Source organism: Camelimonas lactis, assembly GCF_004342915.1.
GTDB classification, from domain to species: domain Bacteria; phylum Pseudomonadota; class Alphaproteobacteria; order Rhizobiales; family Beijerinckiaceae; genus Camelimonas; species Camelimonas lactis.
Genome location: NZ_SLWL01000053.1, coordinates 1 through 1,050, shown reverse-complemented (window position 1 = coordinate 1,050; position 1,050 = coordinate 1). Strand labels below are relative to the sequence as shown.

Here is a 1,050-nt window from a genome sequence, read left to right as displayed (position 1 = left end):
CGGCTGTATGGCCTGACCCTGCGTCAGGCGAAGAATGGCCACCGGTCAGATGTTCCAAACATTCATGGCCGTCACGTCGTGACGTTCACCCCGCACCTTGCCCAGCAGATCACGGACGCTGCCCTCGCCGCCCTGAAGGAGCTGAACGCCAATGTCGTCATCCGCAACGCAGCGTAAATCAACCGATCTTGCCGATCTCCGCCACCGCCTGATCAACAACGGCTACACGCCCGTGCCGTGTGTCGGCAAGCGCCCAATCCCAAAGGCGTGGACCGAATTACAGCCAGATCACTCGCAGGTCGACGCCTATCTGTCGCACCCGAACACCGGGATACTCACTGGCCAGGTTGTGGGCATCGACGTGGACGTTCTGCACCTGCAGGCGGCCGCGGAACTGCGTGCACTGGTTATGACGCTCCCCGGTGGTGATAAGGCGCTTGTGCGAGTCGGCAAGGCACCCAAGGCACTGTACCTGTTTCGCTCAGAAACGCCGCGCGAGAAGATGCTGTCGTCTGCATTCATGATCGACGGCATCAAAGCCCAGGTCGAGGTCATGGGCATGGGCCAGCAGGTGCTCGCCTTCGGCGTCCATCCTGACACCGCGAAGCCATACACGTGGGAAACCCCGTCACCGCTGGACGTGCCCCTCGCGGATCTGCCGCTGATCACCGCCGAGACGGTCGACCAGTTTCTGGCGGAGGCAGCCACCATCCTGGCCCGACACGGCACGGCTGCTGCAAAGCCTGCCGCGAAGCGTCCTGCAGCAGGTGGCGACACATTCTGGAAGCGTGTGAACAGTGCGGCCCTCCAACGTCTGGAATCCTGGGTGCCAGCGCTGTTCCCGACCGCCGCCCTTCAGGCAACAGGAGCCTATCGTGTGTCGTCCGCAGACCTCGGACGCGGCTTGGAGGAAGACCTGTCGATTCACCCAGGCGGCGTGCAGGATTTCGGCCGCGAACACGGTGCAACTCCCATCGATCTGGTGGCAGAGTTCGGCGGCGCACCAGATACGCGCGCGTCCGCGTTCTGGCTGTGCGAGCGCATGTCGGT

1 protein-coding gene is annotated in these 1,050 nt (G+C 63.4%); it reads left to right on the top strand.

What is annotated here, in order from left to right; all coding sequences use genetic code 11:
• Positions 1–151: 151 nt before the first annotated feature.
• A partial coding sequence (locus EV666_RS18125) for a bifunctional DNA primase/polymerase (RefSeq protein WP_207906458.1) occupies positions 152–1,050 on the top strand: 899 nt, incomplete at its 3' end.